16 protein-coding genes and 4 pseudogenes are annotated in these 19,833 nt (G+C 53.5%); 7 read left to right on the top strand and 13 right to left on the bottom strand.

The features are described 5' to 3' along the window. Nucleotides 1-152, top strand: a pseudogene (locus tag ACUU1M_RS12295) (Bax inhibitor-1/YccA family protein); the annotation flags it as partial. Nucleotides 153-187: 35 nt separating this feature from the next. On the opposite strand, the gene ACUU1M_RS12290 reads toward ACUU1M_RS12295, so the two are convergent. From ACUU1M_RS12290 to ACUU1M_RS12280, 3 genes and pseudogenes are all read right to left on the bottom strand, one after another. Beyond that, a complete protein-coding gene (locus tag ACUU1M_RS12290; RefSeq protein ID WP_000045465.1) occupies nt 188-1,144 on the bottom strand; it encodes a lysylphosphatidylglycerol synthase domain-containing protein in 957 nt (318 codons plus the stop codon). Then, nucleotides 1,144-2,384, bottom strand: a pseudogene (gene clsB, locus ACUU1M_RS12285) (cardiolipin synthase ClsB). The gene ACUU1M_RS12290 and the pseudogene clsB overlap by 1 nt, the downstream one beginning before the upstream one ends. After that, on the bottom strand, nt 2,381-3,142 hold the full coding sequence (locus tag ACUU1M_RS12280) for an endonuclease/exonuclease/phosphatase family protein (RefSeq protein ID WP_152028960.1): 762 nt from the start codon (nt 3,140-3,142) through the stop codon (nt 2,381-2,383). The pseudogene clsB and the gene ACUU1M_RS12280 overlap by 4 nt, the downstream one beginning before the upstream one ends. Before the next feature lie 132 nt (nt 3,143-3,274). Between ACUU1M_RS12280 and ACUU1M_RS12275 the strand changes: the two genes are divergently transcribed. Next, a complete protein-coding gene (locus ACUU1M_RS12275; protein WP_000871982.1) occupies nt 3,275-3,685 on the top strand; it encodes a YbhQ family protein in 411 nt (136 codons plus the stop codon). Here the strand turns inward: ACUU1M_RS12275 and ACUU1M_RS12270 are convergent. Genes ACUU1M_RS12270 through cecR form a run of 5 tightly spaced genes read right to left on the bottom strand, consistent with a single transcriptional unit; the run spans nt 3,647 to nt 9,288 of the window. Next, nucleotides 3,647-4,753, bottom strand: a complete 1,107-nt coding sequence (locus tag ACUU1M_RS12270; protein WP_000469031.1) for an ABC transporter permease — start codon at nt 4,751-4,753, stop codon at nt 3,647-3,649. The genes ACUU1M_RS12275 and ACUU1M_RS12270 overlap by 39 nt on opposite strands. Nucleotides 4,754-4,763: 10 nt before the next feature. Further along, the gene (locus ACUU1M_RS12265; RefSeq protein WP_000070141.1) at nt 4,764-5,897 is read right to left on the bottom strand and encodes an ABC transporter permease; all 1,134 of its coding nucleotides are present in this window, start codon (nt 5,895-5,897) and stop codon (nt 4,764-4,766) included. Next, the gene (locus tag ACUU1M_RS12260; protein WP_000996107.1) at nt 5,890-7,626 is read right to left on the bottom strand and encodes an ATP-binding cassette domain-containing protein; all 1,737 of its coding nucleotides are present in this window, start codon (nt 7,624-7,626) and stop codon (nt 5,890-5,892) included. Before ACUU1M_RS12260 ends, ACUU1M_RS12265 begins: the two co-directional genes overlap by 8 nt. After that, entirely contained in the window at nt 7,619-8,614 is a 996-nt protein-coding gene (gene hlyD / locus ACUU1M_RS12255; protein ID WP_000743444.1) for a secretion protein HlyD, read from the bottom strand. Before hlyD ends, ACUU1M_RS12260 begins: the two co-directional genes overlap by 8 nt. Before the next feature lie 2 nt (nt 8,615-8,616). Continuing rightward, entirely contained in the window at nt 8,617-9,288 is a 672-nt protein-coding gene (gene cecR / locus ACUU1M_RS12250; protein WP_001296991.1) for a DNA-binding transcriptional regulator CecR, read from the bottom strand. Nucleotides 9,289-9,516: 228 nt separating this feature from the next. On the opposite strand from cecR, the gene rhlE reads away from it, so the two are divergent. Beyond that, a complete protein-coding gene (rhlE, locus tag ACUU1M_RS12245; protein ID WP_000007128.1) occupies nt 9,517-10,881 on the top strand; it encodes an ATP-dependent RNA helicase RhlE in 1,365 nt (454 codons plus the stop codon). Between the two features lie 231 nt (nt 10,882-11,112). On the opposite strand, the pseudogene ybiA reads toward rhlE, so the two are convergent. Then, a pseudogene (gene ybiA / locus ACUU1M_RS12240) lies at nt 11,113-11,595 on the bottom strand (N-glycosidase YbiA). 119 nt (nt 11,596-11,714) lie between these two features. On the opposite strand from ybiA, the gene dinG reads away from it, so the two are divergent. The 4 genes from dinG to ybiE all read left to right on the top strand — a co-directional run bounded on the left by dinG (nt 11,715) and on the right by ybiE (nt 16,162). After that, the gene (gene dinG / locus ACUU1M_RS12235) at nt 11,715-13,865 is read left to right on the top strand and encodes an ATP-dependent DNA helicase DinG (protein ID WP_152028961.1); all 2,151 of its coding nucleotides are present in this window, start codon (nt 11,715-11,717) and stop codon (nt 13,863-13,865) included. A gap of 27 nt (nt 13,866-13,892) precedes the next feature. After that, nucleotides 13,893-14,810, top strand: coding sequence for a DNA-binding protein YbiB (ybiB, locus tag ACUU1M_RS12230; protein ID WP_000386527.1), 918 nt, complete (start codon nt 13,893-13,895; stop codon nt 14,808-14,810). A 140-nt stretch (nt 14,811-14,950) separates the two neighbouring features. Then, nucleotides 14,951-16,036: a hydroxycarboxylate dehydrogenase HcXB gene (gene hcxB, locus ACUU1M_RS12225; RefSeq protein WP_000443519.1), complete on the top strand. Its 1,086-nt coding sequence runs from the start codon at nt 14,951-14,953 to the stop codon at nt 16,034-16,036. A 66-nt stretch (nt 16,037-16,102) separates the two neighbouring features. Then, nucleotides 16,103-16,162: a protein YbiE gene (gene ybiE, locus ACUU1M_RS12220; RefSeq protein ID WP_211180490.1), complete on the top strand. Its 60-nt coding sequence runs from the start codon at nt 16,103-16,105 to the stop codon at nt 16,160-16,162. Between the two features lie 102 nt (nt 16,163-16,264). Here ybiE and ybiJ read toward each other — a convergent pair whose 3' ends face one another. From ybiJ to ACUU1M_RS12200, 4 genes and pseudogenes are all read right to left on the bottom strand, one after another. Continuing rightward, nucleotides 16,265-16,525 (bottom strand): DUF1471 family protein YbiJ, encoded by a 261-nt coding sequence (ybiJ, locus tag ACUU1M_RS12215; protein ID WP_000849301.1) that lies wholly within the window; start codon nt 16,523-16,525, stop codon nt 16,265-16,267. A 265-nt stretch (nt 16,526-16,790) separates the two neighbouring features. After that, a complete protein-coding gene (gene ybiI, locus ACUU1M_RS12210) occupies nt 16,791-17,057 on the bottom strand; it encodes a C4-type zinc finger protein YbiI (RefSeq protein ID WP_000135440.1) in 267 nt (88 codons plus the stop codon). A 73-nt stretch (nt 17,058-17,130) separates the two neighbouring features. Beyond that, nucleotides 17,131-17,808: a PKHD-type hydroxylase YbiX gene (ybiX, locus tag ACUU1M_RS12205; protein WP_000990151.1), complete on the bottom strand. Its 678-nt coding sequence runs from the start codon at nt 17,806-17,808 to the stop codon at nt 17,131-17,133. Nucleotides 17,809-17,849: 41 nt separating this feature from the next. After that, a pseudogene (locus ACUU1M_RS12200) lies at nt 17,850-19,833 on the bottom strand (catecholate siderophore receptor Fiu); the annotation flags it as partial.

Genomic DNA, 19,833 nt, shown 5'->3' with positions numbered 1-19,833 from the left:
GAAAATGCCATAGTGAAGAGTTGTGGAGTCCGGTTCGTTGCGCTTTTACAGGTGCATTAACACTCTATTACTATTTTATCGGCTTCTTTGGGATACTTGCCGCGATAGCTATAACGCTTGTCTGGCAAAGGCATACGCGTTTTTTTCATTAGTCGTAAATGCAGATACTAAAGAACTTAACTAAACTTCACATCGCCGCTTCATTTTTCGCCCGTAGCTTCTTCGCTTGGCTTTCCAGTAGCAGGTAACAGATCAGCGCCAGCAGCAGCGGGATAAAGTAATACAGGACGCGATAAGCGAGCAGGGCGGCGATAATGCTCCCTTTCGAGGTATGCTCCCCAGCCAGTAGTGCGATAAACACCGCTTCCAGCACACCGATCCCCGCCGGAATATGCACGATGACGCCAGCAATACTACTAACCAGTAACACGCCCAGTACAAAGAAATAGTTCACGCTTTGACCAAGTAACAGCCAGATAATCGCCCCCATTACCATCCAGTTAACGCTGGAAATCAGCATCTGAGCGAGGGCGAATTTCCATGAAGGCAGCACCAGCTTTTGCCCTTTGATGGTCATATGGCGGTGCTTCGCGAAAGCGCAAAACCACAAATAAACCGCGATAATCATCAGTAAGCCAATGCCGAGAATACGCAGCGTAGTTTGATCGACATACCAGTGATCCGGCAACTCCACCACGCCTGCGGTAAAGATAATCCCTGCCAGTAAAATATAGCCCAGCCAGTTGGTGGTAATACTGAGCGAGGAAATCCGCGTAATAGTGCTGCCCGGTAACCCTAGTCGGGAGTACAAACGATAGCGCATACCAATGCCGCCGACCCAGGTACTGAGCGTCAGGTTGAAGGCGTAGCAGATAAACGACACCAGCATCACCTGGCGCTTCGCCAGTTTGTGACCGCAGTAAAAGCGGGCGAGCAGGTCATAGCAGCCGTAAATCAGATAGCTGACGACCACCAGCCCGACCGCACTAAGCAGCGCAACGCGATTGTAGTCGCGGATGACCTTCCAGACCTCTTCCCAGTCCACTTTTTTGGCGTAGACCACCAGCAACACAATCACCGCGATAAAAAACAGCCAGGTGAGGATCTTCTTTGCTAAGCGCCAGCGCGGGTGTGATTTACTCATCAGGGTTTTACCCCCGTGTTTTCAGTTTCTACCCGATCCTGCGTTTCCATTGTCGGTTGTGCGGGGGGATCAACCTGCGTCAGACGTGGTGTGTGTGCCGGAGGCCAGCCAACCAGCGCCGGGAAGTGGCGTAAAAAGTGGAACGCCAGCACGCTTTTGGTCAGGTTCCACCAGGTGCGTTTGGGCAGCATGGTTTCATCCACCTGCTGACAATCTGCGGCAATAATGCCGTTCAGATTATCGCGCAGCGTCTGGTTAAAATGACGATCGTGGATGATGACATTTGCTTCGAGATTCAGTGACAAACTGAGCGGATCGAGATTACTGGACCCTACTGTCGCCCAGTGATCGTCCATCAATGCCACTTTGCCGTGGAGCGGGCGGCGGCGGTACTCAAAAACCTGAACGCCGCCTTTAACCAGATAGTTATACAGCAAGCGCGCACCGACTCTGACAATCGGCATATCCGGTTCGCCCTGAATGATCAGTTTGATCCGCACCCCGCGCCGTGCCGCTTTACGCAAGGCGTGTAAAAATCGATAGCCGGGGAAGAAGTAGGCGTTGGCGATAATCACTTCCCGCCGCGCCTGAGTGAGCATTTTCAGATAATGGCGTTCAATATCATCGCGATGTTCTTCGTTATCGCGCCAGACCAGCAATACCTGCGCTTCTCCCGGCTGGCGGTTCTCTTCCGCTTTGTGATGACGTCGCCACCAGCGTCGTGCCGCGCTCTGTCCAGGCAGGTTTTCCAGCTCAAACTGGAGAATATCTTCGACAATCGGCCCTTCAAGGCGTACCGCGTAATCCTGTTTAGCCTCTGGACCGTAGCTGGACATATGCTCGGCGGAGTAATTCAGCCCGCCAATAAAGGCGATACGCGCGTCGATCACCACAATTTTGCGATGCATCCGGCGAAACACATTGGTGCGCATACCAAAAAGGCGAGGCGGGGATCGTAGTAGCGGAACACTACGCCAGCTGCCGTCAGTTCATTGACAAACTCATCGCTGAGATCCGGTGAACCGTAGCCATCCAGCAAGACTTCCGCTTTAACCCCGCGTTGCGCTGCTGCCAGTAGTGCCGCATGCAGCTGTTTGCCGACGTTATCCTCAAACCAGATAAACGTTTCAAGAATGATGCGTTCTTGTGCCTCGCCAATCGCCTTAAACACCGCGGGATAATATTGCTCGCCGTTTTCCAGCAACTGGATCTTATTGCCTTCGCGCCAGCTACATTTCATAAATGAATCTCCGCACTTAAAGGGGCATGATCAGAAAGGTGTCGCCATGTCCGCAGCGGCAACGCGGTTGGCGCGCTGGCGCTGGCATTTTTGACGTAGATCCTGTCCAGTCGTAGTAGAGGAAATTGCACCGGAAACGTGCGCGCCGGGCGTCCGTGGGCGCGGGTAAAAATCTCATCCAGTCCGGCCTGCACTTTTAACGGATGATTAGCTTTTTGCCGCCAGTCATTGAAATCACCCGCCACCAATACCGGTTCGCCGTCCGGTAGCTCATTCACCCATTCGGCGAGCATCGCAAGCTGCGCCTGACGGTGCGCCTCACGCAGGCCCAGATGTACGCACATCACATGAATCGCTTTTCCGGTCATCGGCAGCACAATGCGGCAGTAGAGCACGCCGCGCTTTTCCGCACCATCGACCGAAACATCGCGATTCTCATAATGTTCAATGGGATAACGCGACAGTACGGCGTTGCCGTGATGCCCTTCCGGGTATACGGCATTGCGACCGTAGGCAAAATCGCTCCACATAGTGTCGGCGAGAAACTCGTAGTGCGAGGTATCGGGCCAGTTTTCCACATGCAGCGGATGAACTTCGTGCGCGCCCATCACTTCCTGCAGGCAAACAATATCGGCGCTGACGGTACGCTCGGCATCGCGAAGTTCCGGCAAAATGAAGCGTCGGTTAAACGCGGTAAAGCCTTTGTGAATGTTGATGGTGAGCACCTTGAACGAAAATTGTTGTGTTTGATCGGGCATAATTTTCCTGTCTTTGCCTCTTATCTCATTGAAATAGTGTAGTCGGCGTCACAAAAAGGTGCGGTCTTACGGAATTTTCCGTAAAGTTCGGTACTCTGAGTAAGTAGAGATAAATTCTTCAGGAGAGAAGCCATGAAGTGGCAACAACGTGTTCGTGTCGCAACGGGTCTAAGTTGCTGGCAGATTATGTTGCATTTACTGGTAGTGGCGCTGCTGGTGGTGGGCTGGATGAGTAAGACTCTGGTTCACGTCGGCGTGGGATTATGCGCACTGTATTGTGTCACGGTAGTGATGATGCTGGTGTTTCAGCGCCACCCCGAGCAACGCTGGCGTGAGGTGGCAGACGTGCTGGAAGAGCTGACCACGACTTGGTATTTTGGCGCAGCGCTGATTGTGCTGTGGCTGTTGTCCCGCGTACTGGAAAACAACTTTTTGCTGGCAATTGCAGGGCTGGCGATCCTTGCTGGCCCGGCGGTAGTGTCTTTGCTGGCGAAAGATAAGAAGTTACATCACCTTACGTCTAAACATCGCGTACGCCGCTGACCCTGTCGTGGCCGTTATCACCAGTAGCGGCCACAAACTATTCCACACAATATCCAGACTCGCATCCTTCAAATAAATCTGCTTGGTAATGTCCGTAAAGTGGCGAATAGGGTTAATCCACGTCAGATTTTGCAGCCACACTGGCATGTTTTCCACCGGCGAAACGTAACCGGAAAGGAGAATGGCGGGCATCATAAAAACAAACACGCCGATAAACGCCTGCTGTTGTGTCGAGCAGAGTGATGAAATCAACAGACCGAATCCCACCAGCGATAAACCGTAAATCACCATCGTAAAGTAGAACAGCGCTAGCGATCCGGCGAAGGGGATTTGATACGCCCAGATACCAATCGCCAGCACAATGGTGGCCTGGAAGGTGGCGACAATTAACGCCGGTACGGCTTTGCCGATGAAGATCTGCCAGGTGGTGAGCGGCGAAACCAGTAGCTGATCGAGCGTACCTTGTTCACGTTCGCGGGCGACGGAAAGTGAAGTGACGATCATTACGCCGATAGTGGTGATCATGGCGATCAGCGACGGCACCACAAACCATTTGTAGTCGAGATTCGGGTTATACCAGTTGCGTACCACCAGCTCGCTGTTGTTGGGTTTCGGTTTTCCTTCCAGCAGCTCCTGCTGATAATTTTTGACGATCTGTTGCAGGTAGTTGGCGGCAATTTGCGCACTGTTGGAGTTACGCCCGTCGAGGATCAACTGCAACGGCGCGGTCTGGAAGGTATCCAGTTTGCGCGAGAAGTCAGCCGGGAAACGCACCAGTAGTAACGCCTTTTGTGTGTCGATGGTCGGGCGGATCTCCTGTGGGCTTTTCAGCAGCAGCACATGTGTAAAGGCGCTGGCGCGGGCAAAACGTTGAGTAAGTTCCACCGAATGCTCGCCGTTATCTTCATCGTAGATGGCGATGGTGGCGTTAGTCACTTCCAGCGTGGCGGCGAACGGGAACAGGATCACCTGAATTAGCACGGGTAAAATCAGAATCGCGCGGGTTTGTGGTTCGCGCAGCAACGACTGCAACTCTTTGCGGATTAACGTCCATAAGCGATGAAACATGCTCTTCTCCCTAATCCAGCCGACGTTTGGTTTTCAGCCACGTCAGGCCGATAAACATCACCGCCGAAGCGATCAAAAACAGCACGTTTACCACCAGCACCACTGGAATATTCCCGGCGAGGAACAGGCTTTGCAGGGTGCTGACGAAATAACGAGCGGGAATAATGTACGTCACCGCGCGGATCACCGCGGGCATACTGTCGATCTGAAAAATAAAGCCGGAAAGCATAATCGACGGCAGAAAAGCGGCGTTCAGGGCGACCTGAGCGGCATTGAACTGGTTGCGGGTAATCGTGGAAATCAGCAGCCCCATTCCCAGGGTACTGAGTAAAAACAGGCTGGAGATAAAAAACAGAATCAGCAGCGAACCGCGATACGGCACGCCGAGAATAAACACTGACACCAGCATACACAGCAACATCGCCAGCATCCCGAGAAAGTAATAAGGGATCAGCTTACACAGCAGCAGTTCCGTGCGGGTAATCTCCGTAGAGAGCAGAGCCTCCATGGTGCCGCGTTCCCATTCTCGCGCCACCACCAGCGAGGTGAGAATCGCGCCGATGACCGTCATGATAATGGTCACCGCACCCGGGATAATAAAGTGCTGGCTTATCGCCGCCGGGTTAAACCAGTAGCGGGTTTGTACATCAATAAGCGGTTCAAAAGTCTGCCCGTTGTCCTCCGCTCGCTGCATTTGCCAGATCTGCCAGATCCCTTCGACATACCCCTGCACAAAGTTAGCGGTATTCGGCTCACTGCCGTCGGTGATCACCTGAATCGGTGCGGTGGCGTTGGCGCGCTCCATCTGTTCGGCGAAATCCACGGGAATAACCACCAGACCGCGAATTTTCCCCGACTGCATTTTGGCGATCAGTTCCTGACGGTTATCGCTGATGGTGGCGTCGATGTAGGGCGAACCGGTCATGGTGTGGGTGAAATCCAGCGCCGCTTCGCTACGCTGTTCCAGCAAAATCCCGACCCGCAGCTTGCTGGAGTCGAGGTTAATGCCGTAACCAAAAATAAACAGCAGTAGCAGTGGGATCACTACCGCAATCAGCCAGCTACTCGGATCGCGAACGATCTGCCGCGTCTCTTTGACGCACAGCGCCCGCACGCGACGCCAGGAAAGGATCGGGTTACTCATTGCTATGCTCCTTATCCCAGTCGTGGATCAACTGAATAAAGGCTTGCTCCATGGTGGGATCGGGTTGCTCATCGTTAGCTGACTGTGCTTTCAAATCGTCCGGCGTACCGCTGGCGATTAATTTCCCACGGTACACCAGGCCGATGCGGTCGCAATATTCCGCTTCATCCATAAAGTGGGTGGTGACCATCACCGTGACGCCTTTCTCTACCATGCTGTTGATGTGCAGCCAAAATTCACGGCGGGTGAGGGGGTCAACGCCGGAAGTCGGTTCGTCGAGAAAGAGAATATCCGGTTCATGCATCAGCGAACAGGCCAGCGCCAGCCGCTGTTTAAAACCTAATGGCAGTTCATCGGTGGCGTGTGAGGCAATACTTTTCAGGCCAAATGCCTCGCTCATACGGGAGATTTTTTCGTTCTGCGCCCGACCGCGTAAGCCATACACACCAGAGAAAAAGCGTAAATTCTGTTCGACCGTCAGGTTGCCGTAGAGCGAAAATTTTTGCGCCATATAGCCGAGATGCTGGCGCGCTTTACCGGAACTCTCTTTCAGATCCATCCCCAGCACCAGCGCCTGGCCGGAAGTCGGCACCAGCAAACCGCACATCATCTTAAAGGTGGTCGATTTACCCGCGCCGTTTGGCCCCAGCAAACCAAAAATCTCCCCACGTTTAACGGCAAAGTTGACGTGATCGGTGGCGGCAAAATCACCAAATTTCTTGGTCAGTTCTTTCGCTTCGATCACCGTCTCGCCGGGTGTGCCTTCTACCGTATGCAATATTGCACCCAGCGGCGATTCTGAGGTTCCGGCACCGCCCAGCAAATCAATAAACGCATCTTCAAAACGCGGCGTAGTTTCGTTGATGTTGATTTCCGGCATCCCGTCGGCATGGCGAATATCGTCTGGTGTGGCCTCTTTTTTGAGGATCAGACGTACCGATTTCCCCTGAATCATGCCGTCGCTGACCTGCGGCAGTTTCAAGGCGCGTTGCAACAGTTTGCGGTTGCCCTCGTGTGGACTGGTCATCAGAAAGCTGCGTCCGGCCATGGTTTGTGTCAGGGCTTTTGGTTCTCCCTGATACAGCAACTCGCCTTCGTTCATCAGTAACACGTCACGGCACTGCTCGGCTTCGTCGAGATACGAGGTACTCCAGAGGATTAACATCCCTTCGCCCGCCAGCTCATGCACCATCTGCCACAGTTCGCGCCGTGAGATAGGGTCAACGCCGACGCCGGGTTCATCGAGCAGCAACACTTTCGGTTCGCCCACCAGGGTACAGGCCAGGCCGAGTTTTTGTTTCATCCCACCGGAGAGCTTGCCCGCCAGGCGTCCGGTAAACGGCCCAAGAGACGTAAACTCCAGCAGGCGAGCAAAAGTTTGCTTACGTGCCTCGCCGGTGACGCTGCGCAAATCCGCGTACAGATTGAGGTTCTCCATCACCGTGAGATCTTCATACAGACCAAATTTCTGCGGCATATAGCCGAGCACGGCGTGCAGCGCGCCGTCGTTTTTGATCGGATCAAAGCCAATCACCGTGGCACTGCCGCTGTCGGGTTTCAGTAATCCCGCCAACATCCGCATCAGCGTGGTTTTACCTGCACCGTCCGGCCCCACCAACCCCGTCACATAACCGGCGTGAATGGTACAATCGAGCGGCGCGACGGCGGGCTTGTCCATGCCCGGAAAGCGTTTTTCCAGGCCGTTCAGCGTGATAACGGCATCATTCATGTCCTGCCTCGTCACCGAATTGTACCGTCACTGGCATTCCCTGGCGTAACGCATCATCGGCGTCGGTCACCACAATACGCAGGCGATAGACGAGGTCGGTACGCAGATCCGGTGTTTCGACGGTTTTCGGGGTAAATTCAGCAGTCGGCGAAACGAAACCAATCTGCCCGTGATACGGCTTGTCCGGGCGACCATCGGTATAAAGCAGCACTTTGCGCCCCGGCTGGGCCTGGTCAAGATTCCGTTCATCAACATAAGCGCGCACCCACACCGGACGCGTTAGTGAAACGGTAAACACCGTGCCACCTTCATTGAGAACCGTGCCTGGCTCTACCGCGCGCGTTAACAGCGTGCCATCAGACGGTGCTATCAACGTTGAGTCCTGTAAATTCAGCTCCGCCTGTGCCAGTTGCGCCTGCGCCTGTTCGAGGCTGGCTTTCGCCTGAGCGATGTCCTGTTCACGGTTACCGGAACGGTACTGACGCAATTTATCCTGTGCTGATTTCAGCGTTGCCTGTGCCTGGTCGCGCGAGGAGCGGGCATTTTCCAGGTCATTTGCCGAAATGGTGCGGCTTTTCCACAGTCCTTGCTGGCGGTTATAGAAGTTCTGCGCATAGTCATAGGCGGCTTGCGCCTGTTTCACCGCTGCGGCGGCCTGAGCGATTTCTTCATCGCGATACCCGGCAAGCATCAGATCATACTGCGCCTGTGCCACCGAGACGCCCGCTTTCGCCTGCATCAGGGCAATCTCATACGGCTTGTGATCCAGTTCGCCCAGCACCTGGCCCGCTTTGATAGCATCACCTTCGTCCACCGCCAGCGATTCAACGCGCCCCCCAACACGGAAACTAAGATTCACCGTACGAATATCCACGTTGCCATACAGCGTCAGGCCGTTATCCTGGCGGCTTTGATACCACCAGTAGCCTCCGGCAACCACGGCGGCAAGTACCACTACCGCCAGTCCGATCACGACAGGTTTTTTCATCACTACAAACTCCTTTGCGATAATCCTTGCAAAATCAGGTCGATATGACAGGTCACCGTCTGGTTGATCAGTTCGGTCTTTTCTTCATCGAACGCGGTCCAGCCGGTACGTAACAGAATTGTTTCTTTGCCAAGACGGAACGCCAGAATCTCACCAATCAACGCATGGGTATGAAGGATCATGCGGGTGTCATTAGCGTCGCAGCCGGTCCAGGCGGCAATCAGGCGTGTCAGGTGGCTGTGTAGCGGACTAATCACCTGTTCGTGCACCAGGTGGTAGGCTGCCGTGGGAGAGAGCTGCTCACGGGAGATAAACTTGCTGAGGTTGACGGTGTCATCCTGGGTGAGCAGCTTAATCATGTTCCTGCAGGCGCGAAGGATCAGTTCACGGATGGCAGCCCGATCAGGCTGTGGTTGGGCGAACAAGCGTTCGGCTTCCTCGGCATGCGGACGGAACTGCTCGCCAATAAAATCGGCAATCCACTGGGCGCAGGCGAGGTACAAATCTTCTTTCGAACCGAAGTAGTAGGTGATGGCAGCGATATTCTGCCCGGCCTGGGCGGCTATCTCGCGGGTGGTGGCGTTCATTCCATATTCACCAAACTGCGCCAGTGCGGCAGCAATCAGCTGTTTTTTCGCCTGTTCACCCTTGATTGTCATGGCAGGATTATTCATCGCACAGTCCATTCTTAATCAAATGATTGATTAAGATTATGACTCCATATGGGAGTTGTCCAGTATGGCTAAGAATTTTAGCTACGCCAGTCACAGGGATAATTTATGCGCTGCGTCACAAAAACTGCTACACTCCGCTCCCTCATGACATTGTGGTTTTTGTCATTTTCCTTTTCAGTATCTCCCTGAAAACTACACCGGTAACGGTCGGGGCGGTTCGGAGTAGTTATGTCTTTCGATTCTTTGGGTTTAAGCCCTGATATCCTGCGCGCCGTTGCCGAGCAGGGTTACCGTGAACCCACCCCTATTCAGCAGCAGGCGATCCCTGCGGTGCTGGAAGGCCGCGACCTGATGGCTAGCGCCCAGACCGGCACCGGCAAAACAGCGGGCTTTACGCTGCCGCTGTTGCAACACCTGATCACTCGCCAGCCGCACGCCAAAGGGCGTCGTCCGGTACGTGCGCTCATTCTTACCCCGACCCGTGAACTGGCGGCACAGATTGGCGAAAACGTCCGTGATTACAGCAAATACCTGAACATTCGTTCGCTGGTGGTGTTTGGCGGTGTCAGCATTAACCCACAAATGATGAAGTTGCGCGGCGGCGTTGATGTGCTGGTGGCAACGCCGGGACGTTTGCTGGACCTGGAACATCAAAATGCAGTGAAGCTGGATCAGGTTGAAATCCTCGTCCTCGATGAAGCTGACCGCATGCTCGACATGGGCTTTATCCACGATATCCGTCGCGTGTTAACAAAACTGCCAGCGAAACGCCAGAACCTGCTGTTCTCTGCGACCTTCTCTGACGATATTAAAGCCCTGGCGGAAAAACTGTTGCACAACCCGCTGGAAATCGAAGTGGCACGCCGCAATACCGCGTCTGATCAGGTGACCCAGCACGTTCACTTTGTCGATAAGAAACGCAAACGCGAATTGCTGTCGCACATGATTGGTAAAGGGAACTGGCAGCAGGTGCTGGTGTTTACCCGTACCAAACACGGCGCTAACCATCTGGCTGAGCAGCTCAATAAAGATGGCATCCGTAGTGTGGCGATCCACGGGAATAAATCGCAAGGTGCGCGTACCCGTGCGCTGGCTGATTTTAAATCGGGTGACATTCGCGTACTGGTGGCGACCGATATCGCTGCGCGCGGTCTGGATATCGAAGAGTTGCCGCACGTCGTCAACTATGAACTGCCAAACGTACCGGAAGATTATGTCCACCGTATCGGGCGTACCGGTCGTGCGGCTGCTACCGGTGAAGCGTTGTCGCTGGTGTGTGTTGATGAACACAAACTGCTGCGTGATATCGAAAAACTGCTGAAAAAAGAGATCCCGCGCATTGCGATTCCGGGCTATGAGCCGGACCCGTCAATCAAAGCCGAACCGATCCAGAACGGTCGCCAGCAACGTGGCGGCGGCGGTCGTGGGCAAGGTGGTGGTCGCGGTCAACAGCAACCACGCCGTGGGGAAGGTGGCGCAAAATCTGCAAGCGCGAAACCTGCAGAAAAACCGTCTCGCCGCCTCGGCGATGCCAAACCGGCAGGCGAACAACAACGTCGCCGCCGTCCGCGTAAACCTGCCGCTGCGCAGTAATCTTTTATGCCGGGCTATGCCCGGCATCAGGCTGATGAACAAACGCAAAACTGCCTGATGCGCTACGCTTATCAGGCCTACGTGAACTCTGCAATATATTGAATTTGCATGCTTTTGTAGGCCGGATAAGGCGTTTACGCCGCATCCGGCATTTCACAACAAGCACTTGTCAGCAATTTGAGAACACGGGAAAAAATTTATCTGTTTTACCGCCCATAAGCCACCGAGACGTTACTTCTCTATAGCCAATTGTTCGCGCAACTCCATTAAAAGGTAGCCCAGTCGATTCTTGCCCTTACCATTACCACCGTCTCCCCAGTAAGCATCGTTTTCCGTATGCTCAACCAGTTTTGCGGGCGCGGTTGCCAGCAAGAGCACACGCAGTTCTGCATGCTGTTCGAATTTAGCGCGAAGTGCTTTACGCATCACCTGTTCTTTAACCGACTCCCAGTTTTTACGAAGTGGCTTGGAACGATTACGCCCCATGCGAGCGGCGACCATGGGGGAAGAAACCCGACGGATCTCTTCGCGGTATTTTTCATCAAGGAATTTTTGTGCCTGAAAATAGTGTTCGGAGGTGGGTCAGGTATTCCCGTCAACCTTGATGGGCCAGGCGGCAAAGTTAGAAAAATCACCGTAGTCATCGCTGGTGCTGTAGAAATTTATGATGGTGTCTTGCATGACGTGTTGGATCCTTTGTGCTCGAACGGGCATTAAACCGCATTATGTTGGTGGTTATTGCGAGCCGCTTTCCAGAAACAGAAAAACCATTACCCCTGAAAACCGAAAAATGCCACAATATTGGCTGTTTATACAGTATTTCAGGTTTTCTCATGGCATTAACCGCCGCGCTTAAAGCGCAAATTGCCGCCTGGTATAAGGCGCTTCAGGAACAGATCCCCGACTTTATTCCCCGTGCGCCGCAGCGGCAGATGATTGCGGACGTCGCCAAAACGCTGGCCGGAGAAGAAGGGCGGCATCTGGCGATTGAAGCCCCCACCGGCGTTGGGAAAACGCTCTCCTATTTGATCCCCGGCATCGCCATTGCCCGCGAAGAGCAAAAAACGCTGGTGGTGAGTACCGCCAACGTGGCGTTGCAGGATCAGATTTACAGCAAAGATTTACCGCTGCTGAAAAAGATCATTCCCGATCTTAAATTCACTGCCGCTTTCGGGCGTGGGCGCTACGTTTGTCCGCGTAATCTGACGGCGCTCGCCAGCACTGAACCCACGCAACAGGATCTGCTGGCGTTTCTTGACGACGAACTGACGCCAAATAATCAGGAAGAGCAAAAACGTTGTGCGAAGCTGAAGGGCGATCTCGACACTTATAAATGGGATGGTCTGCGCGATCATACGGATATCGCTATAGATGATGATCTCTGGCGTCGTTTGAGTACCGACAAAGCCAGCTGCCTCAACCGTAACTGTTACTACTATCGTGAATGCCCGTTTTTTGTTACTCGTCGGGAGATTCAGGAAGCGGAAGTGGTGGTGGCAAACCATGCGCTGGTGATGGCGGCGATGGAAAGCGAAGCCGTACTGCCTGACCCGAAAAATCTGCTGCTGGTGCTGGACGAAGGTCATCACCTGCCAGATGTGGCCCGGGATGCGCTGGAGATGAGCACTGAAATCACCGCGCCCTGGTATCGACTACAGCTGGACTTGTTCACGAAACTGGTCGCTACCTGCATGGAGCAGTTTCGCCCGAAGACCATCCCACCGCTGGCGATCCCTGAACGTTTGAATGCGCATTGTGAAGAGTTGTATGAGCTTATCGCCTCGTTAAACAACATTCTCAATCTCTACATGCCTGCCGGGCAGGAGGCAGAGCACCGTTTTGCGATGGGCGAACTGCCTGATGAATTGCTGGAGATCTGCCAGCGGCTGGCAAAACTCACCGAGATGCTGCGTGGTCTGGCGGAGTTATTTCTTAACGATTTAAGTGAGAAAACCGGCAGCCACGATATTGTGCGTCTGCATCGGTTGATTTTACAGATGAACCGCGCGCTGGGGATGTTTGAGGTGCAAAGCAAACTCTGGCGGCTGGCGTCTCTGGCGCAATCTTCCGGTGCGCCGGTGACCAAATGGGCGACGCGGGAAGAGCGCGAAGGGCAGCTACACCTCTGGTTTCACTGCGTGGGAATACGTGTCAGCGATCAGCTGGAAAGGCTGCTGTGGCGCAGTATTCCGCACATTATTGTCACCTCCGCAACCTTGCGTTCGCTGAATAGTTTTTCGCGTTTGCAGGAGATGAGTGGTCTGAAAGAGAAAGCGGGCGACCGTTTTGTGGCGCTGGATTCCCCCTTTAACCACTGCGAACAGGGCAAAATTGTTATTCCCCGGATGCACTTTGAGCCTTCCATCGACAACGAAGAGCAACACATTGCCGAAATGGCGGCCTTTTTCCGTGAACAGGTGGAGAGCAAAAAACATCTCGGTATGTTGGTACTGTTTGCCAGCGGACGGGCGATGCAGCGCTTTCTCGACTATGTGACGGATTTACGCCTGATGTTGCTGGTGCAGGGCGATCAGCCGCGTTATCGCTTAGTTGAACTGCACCGCAAACGCGTTGCCAACGGTGAGCGTAGCGTGCTGGTGGGCTTACAGTCATTTGCCGAAGGGCTTGATTTGAAAGGTGATCTGCTCAGCCAGGTGCATATCCACAAAATCGCTTTTCCGCCCATCGACAGCCCGGTGGTGATCACCGAAGGGGAATGGCTGAAAAGCCTCAACCGCTATCCGTTTGAGGTGCAAAGCCTGCCGAGCGCCTCGTTTAACCTGATTCAGCAGGTTGGGCGACTGATTCGAAGCCACGGTTGCTGGGGCGAAGTGGTTATCTACGACAAACGCTTGCTGACAAAAAATTATGGCAAGCGACTACTGGATGCATTACCGGTATTTCCGATAGAGCAACCGGAAGTCCCTGAAGGTATAGTTAAAAAGAAAGAAAAAACGAAATCCCCACGCCGTCGGCGGCGTTAATGATGTGAGTCAGGTAAGGAGTCGTAAATGGACTATCGCAAAATCATTAAAGAGATCGGGCGCGGGAAAAACCACGCGCGCGATTTAGACCGGGATACTGCGCGCGGTCTGTATGCTCATATGCTCAATGGTGAAGTCCCTGACCTTGAGTTGGGCGGCGTATTGATTGCGCTGCGTATCAAAGGGGAAGGGGAAGCAGAGATGCTCGGCTTTTACGAAGCCATGCAAAATCACACCATCAAGCTGACGCCGCCTGCAGGCAAGCCGATGCCGATTGTCATCCCCAGTTACAACGGCGCGCGTAAACAGGCTAACCTGACGCCATTATTGGCGATTCTGCTGCATAAACTCGGTTTTCCTGTGGTGGTTCACGGAGTTAGCGAAGATCCAACTCGCGTGCTGACAGAAACCATTTTCGAACTGATGGGTATTACACCAACGTTGCACGGCGGGCAGGCGCAGGCGAAGCTCGACGAACATCAACCGGTGTTTATGCCTGTCGGCGCGTTTTGCCCGCCGCTGGAAAAACAACTGGCGAAACTGGCGACGCCATTTGCCGAAGGTGAGGCACTGTGTCTTTCCAGCGTTTCGCATCCGGAATACATTGGACGCGTCGCGAAGTTCTTTAGCGATATCGGCGGGTGGGCGTTACTAATGCATGGTACTGAAGGCGAAGTGTATGCTAATCCGCAGCGCTGCCCGCAGATCAATCTCATTGACCGTGAAGGGATGCGGGTGCTGTATGAAAAACAGGACCCTGCTGGTAGCGAGTTACTGCCACAAGCAAAAGATCCGGAAACCACGGCGCAGTGGACTGAGCGTTGCCTGGCTGGCAGCGAAGCGATTCCCGAATCGCTGAAAATCCAGATGGCTTGCTGCCTGGTGGCTACGGGTGAAGCGGCAACTATCAGCGATGGCCTGGCGCGCGTTAATCAGGCATTTTAATTTTTATCTCAGCCGGATGAGCCACGTCATCCGGCTTTTACCCCACCGCAATATGAAATTCCTGCATCTTTATTGACCTTCCCGCGCCCGGCGTGCAGCATAAAAAAACAACAAACACATAACATAAACAGGAGTTAACCATGGAAAGTGGTCATCGCTTTGATGCTCAGACGCTGCACAGTTTTATTCAGGCTGTATTTCGTCAGATGGGTAGCGAGGAACAAGAAGCGAAATTAGTTGCCGATCATTTAATCGCGGCAAACCTGGCAGGGCATGATTCTCATGGTATTGGCATGATCCCAAGCTATGTGCGTTCCTGGAGTCAGGGGCATCTGCAAATTAACCATCATGCCAAAATCGTTAAAGAGGCGGGGGCGGCAGTCACGCTCGATGGCGATCGCGCATTCGGTCAGGTCGCGGCACACGAAGCGATGGCGCTGGGGATTGAGAAAGCGCATCAGCACGGTATTGCTGCCGTGGCGCTACATAACTCGCATCATATCGGCCGTATCGGTTACTGGGCGGAGCAGTGTTCAGCGGCGGGGTTTGTCTCTATCCACTTTGTTAGCGTGGTCGGTATTCCAATGGTCGCGCCGTTCCACGGTCGCGACAGCCGCTTTGGCACCAATCCCTTCTGTGTGGTTTTCCCTCGTAAAGATAATTTCCCGCTGTTGCTTGATTACGCCACCAGCGCCATTGCATTTGGCAAAACCCGCGTCGCCTGGCATAAAGGCGTCCCCGTGCCGCCAGGTTGCCTGATTGACGTTAACGGCGTGCCGACGACCAATCCGGCGGTAATGCAGGAGTCGCCGTTGGGGTCGCTGTTGACCTTTGCCGAACATAAAGGCTACGCCCTTGCAGCGATGTGTGAAATTCTTGGCGGGGCGCTTTCTGGCGGTAAAACGACGCATCAGGAAACGTTGCAAACCAGCCCCGATGCCATTCTTAACTGCATGACCACTATCATCATCAACCCGGAACTGTTCGGCGCGCCGGATTGTAACGCGCAGACCGAAGCCTTTGCCGAGTGGGTGAAAGCCTCGCCGCATGATGACGATAAGCCGATTTTGCTACCGGGCGAGTGGGAAGTGAACACGCGTCGCGAACGGCAGGAGCAGGGGATTCCATTGGATGCGGGAAGCTGGCAGGCCATTTGTGATGCGGCGCGGCAGATTGGTATGTCGGAAGAGATGTTGCAGGCTTTCTGTCAGCAGTTAGCCAGCTAAAAAAAAGCCCGTCCAGTGGCGGACGGGCAAACAAGGGTAACATAGGATCAATGAGGGTTAGAGCATATGCGTCTGTCGGCAAACAGACAGGGAAATACTTGTGCTGGACGTAGCGTAAACGCCTGATCCGTCCAACGGTTCGGATTTTGTAGGCCTGATAAGACGCGGTAGCGTCGCATCAGGCATCTGTTGCCGGATGCGGCATAAACGCCTTATCCGTCCTACGAATTACTTATAAATTACCGCAGTACCGCTTAATTTATTGTTGTTGGTGGCGGAAGTGATGCTGTATCCACTGGCACCGGCTGCCGCCGCTTTCTCAGCCAGTTTCGCTTCCAGGGCATCGAGGGTGGATGCGCCATCGGCAGAAACCACGCCGATTTTATTCATGTTCTGTGCCTGGGATGCCGTTACCGGTTCCGCCGCGAACACGCCAAATGACAGAGTTGAAAGAGCCATAGCAGCAACAACAGTATTGATAGTTTTCATAATTAATCTCTCGCAGGTGATTTTTGTATAAGTGACGTTGTTTCGTCGATGTGATGAGTATCACGTTTTTTTTACGAGAGATAAAATCGAAGAGAATTGACCGCCTTGTTCAAATAAATTGATTGATATCTAACATACTGATAAACCATTTATTTGTTGTACTTATGGACTTGTTTTATGCCGCGTGGCAGTCACAGCAGCGTTAAAGGCACGGAATGCCACGCAAAATACAAATTATACTCGCTATGCATCTCGCCAGTTGTAGTTAACGTAACTGGCTGTCTTTCGAACCTCTGCGATTATATCCTGTATACGCTGGTTTTTGTAAATCTTTCTCCTGCTGACAATGAATACATAAGCGCACGCCAGGAATGGCTTCCCGACGGGCTTGCGGGATGGGGGCACCGCACTCTTCACATTCATACAGGCTTTCGCCACGCGGAATTTCACCCCGAGCGCGGGCAATCGCATCTTCAATTGTACTGTTGATCTGTTCGTTGACGGCGTCATCGTTAGCCCAAGCGGATGCCATATCGTCCTCCCCATATCAATGCTTGTACAGTTAAGTGTAGCTAATATAGGGACGAACCTGGGCAGTTCAAGCGTCAGATCTCCGACCATTCCCGCAGCAGATTATGATAAAGATTGAGCAGCGACAGGATCTCTTCATTTTCACCATAGCGGCTTTTCAGCGACTGAATATTTTTGTCCAGTTCAAACAGCATGGCGCGCTTTTTATCATCGCGGATCATCGACTGGATCCACATAAATGATGCCACTCGTACGCCGCGGGTTACGGGTGTCACGCAATGCAGGCTGCTGGAGGGATACAACACCAGATCACCTGCCGGGAGTTTTACCCGATGTTGTCCAAAGGTGTCATTAACGACCAGTTCGCCGCCGTCGTAGCTTTGTGGATCGCTTAAAAACAGCGTGGCAGAAAGGTCAGTGCGCATCCAGCCGTTTTGTGGATGGCTGCGTACTGCGCCATCCACATGGAAACCATAGGTTTCATTGTTCTGATAGCGATTAAACAGCGGCGTGGAAAGGGTACGCGGCAAGGCAGCGGCAAAGAACAATGCATGTTGGTTAACCGCGTTCAGCACCTCATTTTGCAGTGCGGCGTATAACGCGCTGCGGGTGTCTACTTGCTGATTGTTCTTAACTTGTGCACCTTGTGCTCCGGTGGTGACGCGTCCATCCACCCATTCGGCTTGTTCCAGTTGTTCGCGAAAATGGGCGACGTCCTGTGGCGATAACACGCCGGGAATGTGGTACATCATACAAGTTCTCCAAAAAGTGGGGCCTGCGCCCCTCATCTGAATCAGAAATGCATATTGGCTGTGAGCAAGAAGGTTCTTGGCTCGCCCGGGTGATAACGGTAGCCGCTCTTGTTGATTGAGGCGACGTAATCGGTATCAAACAGGTTGTAAACGTTTAGCTGGAAGTCGAGATTGCGATTAACCCGATACCCCAGTTTGGCATCGGCGACCCAGTAACCTTCTGTAAATGCTGGCGTTCCCACCGCGCCGTCTGAACCTTTATGTATACTGCCGATATAGCGTGCGCCCGCGCCAACAGAGATATCATCGGTTGCCTGATATTGGCTCCATAAGGTGAAGGCGTGCTCCGGGGTATACGGCAGCGATGAGGAACCATCCTGGGCAACATCTTTGCCGTTTTTGATGGTTGCTTTTTGCTGGGTATAGCCGCCAATCACCTGCCACGCGGGAGTGATATTCCCTGCCACGGATATCTCATAGCCTTCGACGCGTTTCTTACCGTATTGCGAGTAAGTCCCGTCATCATTTTGCTCAACTTCATTTTCGATATCAGTACGGAACAGCGCGGCGGTGAGCAACAGGCGTTTATCCTGAACCTGCCATTTGGTGCCAATCTCGCTGGTGTTGGCTTTTTGCGGTTTAAAATCGGTGCGGTTGGCACTGTTACCACTGCCAGACTGCGCAAGGGCGAAGTTGTTGCCGCCCGGAGGCTGCTGGGAAACGGCATAGTTAATATAGACATTGCCGTTTTCCGTCAGGTGATACAGCGCCCCGGCTTTCCAGTTCACCAGATTGCCCGACTTGGCGGTGTCGACGGTGGTGACTGGAGAACCTTTTGCCACACCAGCTGGGCAGGTGATGGCACCGCGTCCGCTGCCGCCGCAGGCGGTGGCACTGTCATATTCAGTATGATAATTATCCAGACGGATCCCGCCGTTCAGCTCAAAATCACGGGTGATTTGCAGCGTATCGAAGGCGTAAATTGCGAAGGTATCCGTCTGACCATTGGCGTTTGCGCCGTTGCGCGTCAGGCCGCCGGGATGAATTCTGCTGTCAGGATGATAAATATTTACCGCCGGTAACGTCACCGGATTAACGCCATAGTTAGTCTGCGTTTCACGGGTAAATTCCACGCCGGTACTGACATCATGACCGATAGAACCGGTATAGAACGTCGAGGTCAGGTTGGTCTGGTTGGTGAGAATTTTATTACTCACATCTTTGGTATTCGCTGTGCGTGACTAGGTCCAGCTATTCACATCGCTGGTGGGCTGAGTAATATTCGACGCCCCGCCCATAATCGCCGTCATCAGGTAATCCTGCTTTACGCGCGACCAACGGGTAGTATTGCGAATGGTGGTGTTATCGTTGATGTCGTGCTCAAAACGCATGGTGGCGGTGTCGGTGGTCGAATCGTCGTAATCGGAATCCGTGCCGTAAAAGTTATGAGTATCAACTTTTCCGGAATGATTCAGGGCCGCCGCTCCCGCAGATGGGGCAGAATAGCCCGGCAAACCGATGGTCGGAATGCCGCCGTCTGGCGTGTTGTGCTGAGTGACATGCAGATAATTAAGATACAAACGATTCGCTGTACCAAGGCCAAAAGCGACAGAAGGGGCGACGCCGTAACGCTCATTTTTGACTTTGTCGCGTCCGGCATCGTGGGTTTTTTCGCCCATCACATTCAGGCGCACCGCGGTAGTATCACCAATGACCTGATTGACGTCCAGCGTGCCGCGGCGGAACCAGGCGCTGCCAATACTGGCGGAGGCGTCAATGCCGGAATCATTGCGCGGCTGCTTGCTGATCATATTGATCGAGCCTGTCGGTGCGCTGCGCCCGTAGTCGGTGCCGGACGGCCCTTTAATCACTTCGACCTGCTCGGTATTGAAGGTGTCGCGCGAGACGCTGCCGATATCGCGAATACCATCAATATAAATACTGTTAGAGGTATCGGCACCACGCATATAAATGGCGTCGCCAGTGGTGGAGTTACCGTTCTCACCCGCAAAAAACGCACCCACG

This window comes from Shigella sp. SIG6 (genome assembly GCF_053555815.1).
This window is presented reverse-complemented; position numbering and strand designations above follow the sequence as displayed.

What these genes read in the sequence shown, in the direction of transcription:
- cecR (WP_001296991.1), bottom strand. Translation starts at nt 9,288, where the DNA reads ATGAATAATCCTGCCATGACAATCAAGGGTGAACAGGCGAAAAAACAG.
- ybiX (WP_000990151.1), bottom strand. Translation starts at nt 17,808, where the DNA reads ATGATGTACCACATTCCCGGCGTGTTATCGCCACAGGACGTCGCCCAT.
- rhlE (WP_000007128.1), top strand. Translation starts at nt 9,517, where the DNA reads ATGTCTTTCGATTCTTTGGGTTTAAGCCCTGATATCCTGCGCGCCGTT.
- ACUU1M_RS12275 (WP_000871982.1), top strand. Translation starts at nt 3,275, where the DNA reads ATGAAGTGGCAACAACGTGTTCGTGTCGCAACGGGTCTAAGTTGCTGG.
- hcxB (WP_000443519.1), top strand. Translation starts at nt 14,951, where the DNA reads ATGGAAAGTGGTCATCGCTTTGATGCTCAGACGCTGCACAGTTTTATT.
- ACUU1M_RS12280 (WP_152028960.1), bottom strand. Translation starts at nt 3,142, where the DNA reads ATGCCCGATCAAACACAACAATTTTCGTTCAAGGTGCTCACCATCAAC.
- hlyD (WP_000743444.1), bottom strand. Translation starts at nt 8,614, where the DNA reads ATGAAAAAACCTGTCGTGATCGGACTGGCGGTAGTGGTACTTGCCGCC.
- ACUU1M_RS12270 (WP_000469031.1), bottom strand. Translation starts at nt 4,753, where the DNA reads ATGTTTCATCGCTTATGGACGTTAATCCGCAAAGAGTTGCAGTCGTTG.
- dinG (WP_152028961.1), top strand. Translation starts at nt 11,715, where the DNA reads ATGGCATTAACCGCCGCGCTTAAAGCGCAAATTGCCGCCTGGTATAAG.
- ACUU1M_RS12265 (WP_000070141.1), bottom strand. Translation starts at nt 5,897, where the DNA reads ATGAGTAACCCGATCCTTTCCTGGCGTCGCGTGCGGGCGCTGTGCGTC.
- ybiI (WP_000135440.1), bottom strand. Translation starts at nt 17,057, where the DNA reads ATGGCATCCGCTTGGGCTAACGATGACGCCGTCAACGAACAGATCAAC.
- ybiB (WP_000386527.1), top strand. Translation starts at nt 13,893, where the DNA reads ATGGACTATCGCAAAATCATTAAAGAGATCGGGCGCGGGAAAAACCAC.
- ACUU1M_RS12290 (WP_000045465.1), bottom strand. Translation starts at nt 1,144, where the DNA reads ATGAGTAAATCACACCCGCGCTGGCGCTTAGCAAAGAAGATCCTCACC.
- ybiJ (WP_000849301.1), bottom strand. Translation starts at nt 16,525, where the DNA reads ATGAAAACTATCAATACTGTTGTTGCTGCTATGGCTCTTTCAACTCTG.
- ACUU1M_RS12260 (WP_000996107.1), bottom strand. Translation starts at nt 7,626, where the DNA reads ATGAATGATGCCGTTATCACGCTGAACGGCCTGGAAAAACGCTTTCCG.